Source organism: Aestuariivirga sp., from assembly GCF_020252405.1.
Classification (GTDB): domain Bacteria; phylum Pseudomonadota; class Alphaproteobacteria; order Rhizobiales; family Aestuariivirgaceae; genus Aestuariivirga.
Window position 1 is genome coordinate 1 of sequence record NZ_JADCDA010000068.1, and the last position, 8,128, is coordinate 8,128.

General features: G+C 64.1%; 9 protein-coding genes and 1 pseudogene. 4 read left to right on the forward strand and 6 right to left on the reverse strand.

All coding sequences use genetic code 11. The features are described from left to right. The 5 genes from IOC69_RS10555 to IOC69_RS10575 all read right to left on the reverse strand — a co-directional run. A partial coding sequence (locus IOC69_RS10555) for a tail fiber domain-containing protein (RefSeq protein ID WP_290543515.1) occupies positions 1 to 973 on the reverse strand: 973 nt, incomplete at its 3' end. A gap of 353 nt (positions 974 to 1,326) precedes the next feature. Next, positions 1,327 to 2,127, reverse strand: a complete 801-nt coding sequence (locus IOC69_RS10560; protein WP_290543516.1) for a 3-methyl-2-oxobutanoate hydroxymethyltransferase — start codon at positions 2,125 to 2,127, stop codon at positions 1,327 to 1,329. A gap of 18 nt (positions 2,128 to 2,145) precedes the next feature. Then, entirely contained in the window at positions 2,146 to 2,928 is a 783-nt protein-coding gene (locus IOC69_RS10565; protein ID WP_290543517.1) for an ATP-binding cassette domain-containing protein, read from the reverse strand. Between the two features lie 3 nt (positions 2,929 to 2,931). Then, positions 2,932 to 4,008, reverse strand: coding sequence for an ABC transporter permease (locus IOC69_RS10570; RefSeq protein ID WP_290543518.1), 1,077 nt, complete (start codon positions 4,006 to 4,008; stop codon positions 2,932 to 2,934). Between the two features lie 120 nt (positions 4,009 to 4,128). Then, positions 4,129 to 5,076, reverse strand: coding sequence for a sugar ABC transporter substrate-binding protein (locus IOC69_RS10575; protein WP_290543519.1), 948 nt, complete (start codon positions 5,074 to 5,076; stop codon positions 4,129 to 4,131). Between the two features lie 383 nt (positions 5,077 to 5,459). On the opposite strand from IOC69_RS10575, the gene IOC69_RS10580 reads away from it, so the two are divergent. The 4 genes from IOC69_RS10580 (at position 5,460) to IOC69_RS10595 (ending at position 7,745) form a co-directional block, all read left to right on the forward strand. Next, entirely contained in the window at positions 5,460 to 6,530 is a 1,071-nt protein-coding gene (locus IOC69_RS10580; RefSeq protein ID WP_290543520.1) for a fatty acid desaturase family protein, read from the forward strand. Between the two features lie 16 nt (positions 6,531 to 6,546). Next, positions 6,547 to 6,861: a MocE family 2Fe-2S type ferredoxin gene (locus tag IOC69_RS10585; RefSeq protein ID WP_290543521.1), complete on the forward strand. Its 315-nt coding sequence runs from the start codon at positions 6,547 to 6,549 to the stop codon at positions 6,859 to 6,861. Between the two features lie 405 nt (positions 6,862 to 7,266). Next, a complete protein-coding gene (locus IOC69_RS10590) occupies positions 7,267 to 7,476 on the forward strand; it encodes a cold-shock protein (protein WP_111199114.1) in 210 nt (69 codons plus the stop codon). Positions 7,477 to 7,487: 11 nt separating this feature from the next. Next, positions 7,488 to 7,745: a hypothetical protein gene (locus IOC69_RS10595; RefSeq protein ID WP_290543522.1), complete on the forward strand. Its 258-nt coding sequence runs from the start codon at positions 7,488 to 7,490 to the stop codon at positions 7,743 to 7,745. A 247-nt stretch (positions 7,746 to 7,992) separates the two neighbouring features. On the opposite strand, the pseudogene IOC69_RS10600 reads toward IOC69_RS10595, so the two are convergent. Then, a pseudogene (locus IOC69_RS10600) lies at positions 7,993 to 8,128 on the reverse strand (IS481 family transposase); the annotation flags it as partial.

An 8,128-nucleotide genomic window follows, 5' to 3' on the forward strand; every position in this document is an offset into this window, starting at 1 on the left:
CGAGGGCGGGCATCACCTTGTCCACTTCCTCGGCGATCAGGCCATCTTGGATGGGCTTGCTGCCGTCAGCCTCGGCCTGCTTGTAGCGGTAGGTGACGGGGCGGAGGCCCATCAGCGCATTGCTGGCATCGCCCATGCTGTGCACATCCTCCTTGTAGCGCAGCGAGCTCTTGGAGGTGGCGAGCTGGCCATTGGCGTCCACCAGCACCGGGCGCGAGCCCTTGGCCGCCTTCGTGGCGAAAATGCCGGTCACGAAGGTGCGGGTCTGCGTGGTGCCACCGATGCGGATCGTCTTGTCGTCCCCCGCCACGCCCGCATGGCCGAGCGCGATGTTGTTCGAGCCCGTCGTCCACTGCGAGCCTGCCTGATAGCCCAGCGCGGTGTTATTGCTGCCCGTGATGAAGATGCCATCTCCGAAATCGCCACTCCAGCCCGCCTCCGCGCCAAGCCACGTATTGTTGCTGCCCGTCTGCTTGCCTCCGGCCTTGTTGCCAGTCCCGGTATTGCTGCTGCCCGTGGTGTTGTAAGACAGCGCATTAACACCGGTGGCGCTGTTGTAGCTGCCCGTGGTGTTGGAATTCAGCGCAAGAATCCCGGTGGCGCTGTTGAAGCTGCCCGTGGTGTTTGAATACATCGCACCATACCCGGTGGCGCTGTTATTGTAGCCCGTGGTGTTGTAAGACAGAGCAAAACTCCCGGTGGCGCTGTTGCCCTCGCCCGTGGTGTTGGAAGACAGCGCATAATACCCGGTGGCGCTATTGCTGAAGCCCGTGGTGTTGGAAGACAGCGCAGAATACCCGGTGGCGCTGTTGGCGCCGCCTAAGGTGTTGCCTGTCAAGGCGCCAGCGCCGATGCAGGTGTTGCCAGAGCTATCGGACCCCACCCCCGGCGTGCAGCCGGCCTGGGCGGCCTGGGGGAGGCCTGCGAGGGCGGTGAGGGTGAGAAGGGCGGCGGCGAGTGCGCGGCGGGGCATGGATGGTCTCCTTGTGGGTTGGTGTTGCTGGTCAGGCACGGCATGGACCGCGGAGGCAGTCCGGGAGAAAGTCTTATATCCGCAAATCTATATGATGAAGACCTCTTGCGGCAAGCGGCTTTGACTCGCCCTGATGTTGAATGACCAAGCGGCATGCCGCATCGCCGGTTGCCGTCATGGCCAGGCGGATCGCAATTCCCCATCCCGGCAAAGCTGGACATAAGCAAGCCGGAGCCCGGCCCTCGCCGGACTGACGGCCGGTTCACGTCAGCGCCCGCGGTGATGCCCGGATCAAGACCGGGCATGACGAGATGCCGGACCGAAGCTTGACGGGGAAAGCCCTGAGGACGCCCTCAGCCCTTCAGCTTATTGCGGAACGCATTCATTTCAGTCTCCGGCGCCTTCACCAGATGCTGTTCGGCGGGGTAGGCGCCGGTCTGCACGTCGTTGACGAAGGCCCTGAAGGCGTCGATCCGCATCTGCTGGATGCGGGCATATTCCCTGGCGAGGTCGGCATATTTTTTCGCATGGCGCGGCATGTGGCCGGTGTTGGTTCCGAGCACGTCGCAGGCGAAGAGATACTGGCAATCGCCCCCTGCTCCGCCGCCCATCGAGACGAGGAACAGCGAGGTGTGCCTGGCGATTTCCGCCGTCACCTCCGGCGGCACCACCTCGATCTCGACGCCGAAGGCGCCGGCCTCCTCATACTGCTTGCAGCGCTGATAAATCTCCATGGCGCTCTCCACCGTCTTGCCCACGGCCCTGAAGCCGCCGGTCCAGGTGCAGAAATGCGGGATGAGCCCGACATGGCCGATAACCGGAATATTGTCATCCGCCAGGCGCCGCACCGTCTGGAAGGAAGCGGCCGAATAGATCGCATCAGCCCCCGCCTCCATCATCCGGAAAGCCCAGCGCAAAGCATCATCCGTCGTGGCCGGCGCGGAATAGAGCGCCTGGCCGGGAATGGCGAAGATGGAGGGCGCAACATCGCGAAACCGCGTCTCCACCAGCATCTCGGGCGGGACCGAGCACATGTCGATGCCCGCCGCCTCCGCCGCCGCGAGTTCGTCCCAGCCGGTCACCCGCATCATGGTGTACTGGCGCTTGCCCTTGCTGGCGCGGATCTCGGCGATGGTGGGGCGTCTCCTGGCCATGTGTCGCGGTCCTCTGTCCTATGCCGGGTCGATCGATGAGGGGTCCGTCCTGGCGCCGGTGATATAGGCCACCACCTCCTCGCCGGTCGTGTCGCTCTTTCGCAGGTTCGCCGCGATGCGCCCGCGGCGGAACACCACGATGCGGTCCGCGAGGTCGAAGACCTGGCGCATGTTGTGCGAAATCAGGATCAGGGGTTCGCCATTCCGCTTGATGGCGCGGATGATGTTTTCGACCTGCGCGGTCTCCGCCACGCCGAGCGCGGCCGTCGGCTCGTCCATGATGATGAGCTTCGAGGGGAAGGTGGCGGTGCGCGCGATCGCCACGCACTGCCGCTGCCCGCCCGACATGTGGCGGATGGCGGAGGAGAGATTGGGAATTCTGACCGCCGTCTTCTCCAGCGCATGGCGTGTCGCCTCGCGCATGCCCTTGCGGTCAAGAATCGAAAAGGGGCCGAGGTTGAACAGGATCTTCTCCCGGCCGAGGAACAGGTTCGAGGGCACGTCGAGATCGTCGGCAAGCGCGAGGTTCTGGAACACCGCCTCGATCCCCGCCTCGCGCGCGTCCAGCGGCGAGTGGAAGTTCATCTCCCTTGCGAGAAAAATGATCTTGCCGCGGGTCGGGGTCTCGACGCCGGTGATCTGGCGCACGAAAGTGGATTTGCCCGCGCCGTTGTCGCCCATGATGGCCACATGCTCGCCCTTGCGGAGCTCGAAGTCCGCGCCGTCCAGCGCCTGCACGCCGCCATAATGCTTGGTCAGGCCTTCGGTCCTGAGGATCACGCCGGAGTTCGGCTGAGACATGGATCACGCCCTCAGGCTGCGGCGGCGCTGCCGCCATTGATCGAGCACCACGGCGCCCACGATGATCGCGCCCTTCACCATCTCCTGATAGTAAGCATCGAGACGCAGGAAGGTGAAGCCGGAGATGATGACCCCGAAGATCAGCGCCCCCAGCACCGTGCCGGCGATGGAGCCCCTGCCCCCCGCCAGCGAGATGCCGCCGATCACCGCCATGGCGATCGCGTCAAGCTCATACATCACGCCCATGCCCGCCTGGGCGGTGAGGTTCCTTGAGCTCAGCACGATGGCCGCCACCGAGGCGAGTATGCCGGCGATCGCATAGACAAGAACCTTGTGGCGCTCCACCTTGATGCCGGTGATGCGCGCGGCCTCCTCGTTGGAGCCGATGGCGTAGCAGTGCTTGCCGTATTTCGTGTAGGTCAGGATCAGCTGGAACAATATGGCCAGCGCCACGAAGATGAACACCGGGTTCATGCCCTGCCCGATCGCCGCATAGCCTTCGGTGGGAAACGAGACCGGGTTGCCCCTGGACCACCATCGCGCCAGGCCGCGCGCCGCCACCATCATGCCGAGCGTGGCGATGAAGGGCGGGATTTTCGTATAGGCGATCAGGGCGCCGTTGATCAGGCCCGCAAGGAGGCCGCAGCCGAGGCCGACCAGCACCGGCACGATCACGGGGAGGTCAAGCCAGCCCTGCGCCGCGAAGATGGCCTTGGGGTTCGGGTTGCCATTCACCACCGCGACCTGCGCGAAGGACATGGCGATCATCGCGGTGGCGCCGACAACGGAACCCGACGAGAGGTCGATTCCGCCGGTGATGATCACCTGGGTGACGCCGATGGCGATGATGCCGACGATCGACACCTGCAGGATGATGATCTGCAGCCGCTGCCCGTTGAACAGGCCCGGCACGCCCTCGCGCGTGTTGAACAGGAAGCTTTCGCCCAAAAGCAGCCGCCCGAGACTCTCGAAGGCGGCGACGATGAGCATCAGCGCCAGCAGGATATTCAGCTCATTCGGCCAGGCCCGGCGCTTCGCATCGTAGTCCAGGCCGCCAATGCCTGCTTCGGACTTTGCCAAAACTTCCTCCGTAAACCGCAAGGCGCGGTCCCCGCGCCTGCCCCCGCCACGAGAGGGGAATTCAGCCTCATGATATCGGGAGCGGGGCAGCACTCCGCATGCCGCCCCGCCCCGCCCGTCTCAGTTCTTCTTCAGGAACTTGTCAATGTTGGCCGGCGTCACCAGCTGGAAGGGGATATAGACCTTCTTGTCCACCATCTCGCCCCTGGAGAGCTTGAGGGCCGCCTCGAGCGCGCCAGCGCCCTGGCCGGCCGCGTCCTGGAACACGGTCACATCGAGGTCGCCCGCCTGCATGGCGGCCAGCGCGTCCTGCGTGGCGTCGATGCCGCCGACCACGACATTCTTCATGTCGATGCTGGCGGCCTTCATGGCCTGGATGGCGCCGATGGCCATCTCGTCGTTGTTGGCGATCACGCCGTCAAAGGCCTTGCCGGCCGACAGCCAGTTGGTCATCAGGCCCTGGGCCTGATCGCGCGACCAGTTGGCGGTCTGCTCGTCGATGATGTTGAGCTTCACCGCGCACTTGCCGTTGGCCATCACATCATGGATGTCCTTGGTGCGCTGCACGGCGGCCTGGTTCGAGAGCTCGCCCATCATCACATAGACATTGGCTTCGCTCTTGCCGGCGTCCTTGAACAGGCGGCAGACCTCGATGGTCTGAAGCGTTCCGGATTCTTCCTCGTTGGACGCGACGAAGGCCTGGCTGTCGGGCAGCGTGTCGACGTTGATCGGCTGGCGGTTGACGAAGACCAGCGGAATGTTGGCGGCCTTGGCGGCGTCCGTCATCGCCTGGGTGGCGGAGGTATCGACCGGGTTGACGATGATCGCGGCAACGCCGGAGGCGGCGAAGTTCTTGATCTGGTCAAGCTGTTTGGCCACGTCGTTCTGCGCGTCCTCGACCTGCAGCTCCACGCCGTCCATGCCCTTGGCCTGGGCGATCATGCCGTTCCGCAGCACGGTGAGGAAGTTGTCGTCGAACAGCGCCATCGAAACGCCGATCTTGGCGCCGGCCATGGCCGGACTCGACATCAGAGCCGCCATCGCGAGTGCAAGGAATGTCTTCTTCATGTCTCGGGTCCTCCCTAACGGGCGTCCGGTGGCGCCCTGTTTGCCGGAACCCCGTGCGCAGCGGGGCAGAGTCTCGTGCGAAGGGGGAGGATTGAACGGCCCCGCGGCGGTCAGCCCGCCTCGTCCGCCGGTCGGCCCTCCCATCTCTTATTGCCGGCGCTCTTGTGTGGCGCCTCGCCATCCCGCGGATGGAACGTTTGTAGCATTCATTTCAAACGCCGAACAAAAATTCCATCAACCGGGCGGAAGAGTCAAGGGCAATGGGCTATCCGACAGGGCGGAATGATGCAATCCGATGGTTTTCGTAATGGAACTCTTGTTCCGGCCGTCCGCGGAAGTTACGCTTTCGCTCAATCTCCACCGCACACGACATGGACAGCCCGATGGACAGCTCCCTGCCGACACCCCACGACTACAGCCTGACCGGCCCCTCGAGCCGCTATGCGCTGGACCATGGACTCGCCAATGCCGAATGGTACCGCGCCCCCATTCCGCGCGCGAAGATGAAGGAGCTGATGAAGCGGTCCGACGGGCCGGCCATCCGCGACACCGTCATCTGGATCGCCGCCTTCATCGTGACGGGCGGGCTTGCCCTTTATTTCTGGCCCACGGCATGGTGCATTCCCTTCTTCCTCGCCTATGGCGTGCTCTATGGCTCGTCCACCGACTCGCGCTGGCATGAGTGCGGGCATGGCACCGCCTTCAGGACGGCCTGGATGAACGACATGGTCTATCAGCTCGCCTGCTTCATGATCATGCGCGAGCCCACCGTCTGGCGCTGGAGCCACACACGCCACCACACCGACACGATCATCGTCGGCCGCGACCCCGAAGTGGCCGTGATGCGGCCCACCGTCGTGCTCCGGGTGATCCTGATGTTCCTTGGCGTGCCGCAGGTGTGGGGCGCCATCAGGAGCATGGTCCGCCACGCCATGGGGCGGCTGTCGCCCGACGAGGCGGATTACATTCCGGAGATGGAGCGCCCGAAAGTCTATCGCACCGCGCGCATCTGGCTCGTCATCCACCTCGCCATCGTCGCCTTCTCGGTTTACGCGGGTTCGATCCTGCCGATGCTGTTCGTGGGCCCGCTGCCCACCATGTATGGCGCGTGGCTGCACATCGTCACCGGCCTCACCCAGCATGCGGGCCTGCCGGAAAACGTGCTGGATCACCGCCTCAACTGCCGGACCGTCCACATGAACCCGGTGATGCGCTTCATTTACTGGAACATGAACTATCACATCGAACACCACATGTTTCCCATGGTGCCCTACCACCGCCTGCCGGAGCTGCATGAGGCGATGAAGCCCTATTGCCCGCCGCCCTACCCCTCGACCTTCGCGGCCTATGCCGAGATCATTCCGGCCATCATCCGGCAGATCCGGGAGCCGGGATGGTCGATAGAGCGCCCCATCCCGCGCGAATACCCCGCCCATGCCGTGCCTGCCGAATGAGTGGAGACTGACCGACATGCCCAACTGGATTGCCGCCTGCAACGTGGGAGACATCGAGCCCGAGGACGTGATGCGCTTCGACCATGGCGGGCGCACCTTCGCCATCTACCGTTCGCCGGACGACAAATACTACGCCACGGACGGATTGTGCACGCATGAGAAGGTTCACCTGGCCGATGGGCTGGTGATGGACAACATCATCGAATGCCCCAAGCACAACGGCCGCTTCGACTACCGCACCGGAGAGGCCAGGGGAGCGCCCGTCTGCGTCAACCTCAAGGTCCATGGGGTGAGGCTCGATGGCGGCAAGGTGATGATCGACCTGGGCTGAGGGCGCGGCCCACCAACCCCGGGGGCAAAAACCTTGTCTCCGCTTCGGTGATCGGGCGGATGGCCGCTGAGGGCATCGCCTTCAGCCACTTTTTGTCCATCGGCTTTCCGTCAGACCCCGGCTTCGCCGGCCTCCCGCAGGGCGCCCGGATGCATCCGGCGAATCGGCCCCATGGCAGGTCTTGCCGGGCGGCGGGATTGGCAGTGGGCCCGGCGGCTGGCGGCTGCCCCCTTCGAAAACGGCCGGAAACATCGCCCGGCGGGAGTTGACCGGCGCACCGGGCCGTGGCGGCCCCGTTGCGGCACCCCAAGTAGCGGTTGACTTTCTTGACCTAAGGCTGCTTTTATTATGTTCGCGGCATCCGAACGTTTCGGACGCCCCCTACTATGAAAGCGAGAACATATTTTGGCTACAGGCAAGGTTAAGTGGTTCAACGAGACCAAGGGTTATGGCTTCATCGCGCCGGATGACGGCTCGAAGGACGTCTTCGTTCACATCAGCGCCGTGGAACGCGCCGGTCTGCGTTCGCTCAAGGAAAACCAGGCGGTTTCCTTCGAACTGGTGACCGACCGCCGCTCGGGCAAGCAGTCCGCCGATCAGCTGCGCGCTCTCTGAGCCGCTGTTTGATGCCGAGGAAGGCGAAGAAGAAGGTTGCCGCGTCAGCGGCAACCCGCAACAAGAAGAACGGGAAGGCGATTGCCGTGAAATCGGTCAAGGCCCAAAATCCTGCTGCGAAGAAGGCGACCCGCCGCAGCGCGGCAGACGTCGCCAGGCTCCGCAAGGCGGTGATCGCCGGATTGAGGTCCGGCAAAACAGCTGTGGCGGTTGCGTTACAGCTGGGGATCTCGCGTCCTTATCTCTATCGTGTCAAGCGCGGTGGCTGAACTGCGGAACTGGAGCATGATCCGCAAAAGTGGACCCCGCTTTTGCGATAAGATCATGCTTAAGCTTTTGATCTGGCGCATGTTCCGTCCAGGCTATTCCGCCTGACCGGAACATACGCTGATGGGCTCTGCCGGGGACCCTCCCGGCCCGCTCGCGGCGCTCCTCATGGTGGGCTATCTGTCTGCCTTTGCCCCTGACGCCGCCTCCGCATCTCGGGCTGGGCAGCCCGCATGGCCGACGCTCCTGCCGCACCGTCTGGGTTTTCTGGTCAGCGCAGGCCGCAATAGCGAGACAGTACCGGGAGTGATCATCAAGGATGGTGAGCGGGTGCAGCCTTGCGCCATCGCTGAGGCCCACATGGCCCTTGAAGTCCATCTGCCAG

Coding starts and splice junctions, on each gene's coding strand:
- IOC69_RS10560 (WP_290543516.1), bottom strand. CDS start 2,127: ATGGCCAGGAGACGCCCCACCATCGCCGAGATCCGCGCCAGCAAGGGC.
- IOC69_RS10565 (WP_290543517.1), bottom strand. CDS start 2,928: ATGTCTCAGCCGAACTCCGGCGTGATCCTCAGGACCGAAGGCCTGACC.
- IOC69_RS10575 (WP_290543519.1), bottom strand. CDS start 5,076: ATGAAGAAGACATTCCTTGCACTCGCGATGGCGGCTCTGATGTCGAGT.
- IOC69_RS10580 (WP_290543520.1), top strand. CDS start 5,460: ATGGACAGCTCCCTGCCGACACCCCACGACTACAGCCTGACCGGCCCC.
- IOC69_RS10585 (WP_290543521.1), top strand. CDS start 6,547: ATGCCCAACTGGATTGCCGCCTGCAACGTGGGAGACATCGAGCCCGAG.
- IOC69_RS10595 (WP_290543522.1), top strand. CDS start 7,488: ATGCCGAGGAAGGCGAAGAAGAAGGTTGCCGCGTCAGCGGCAACCCGC.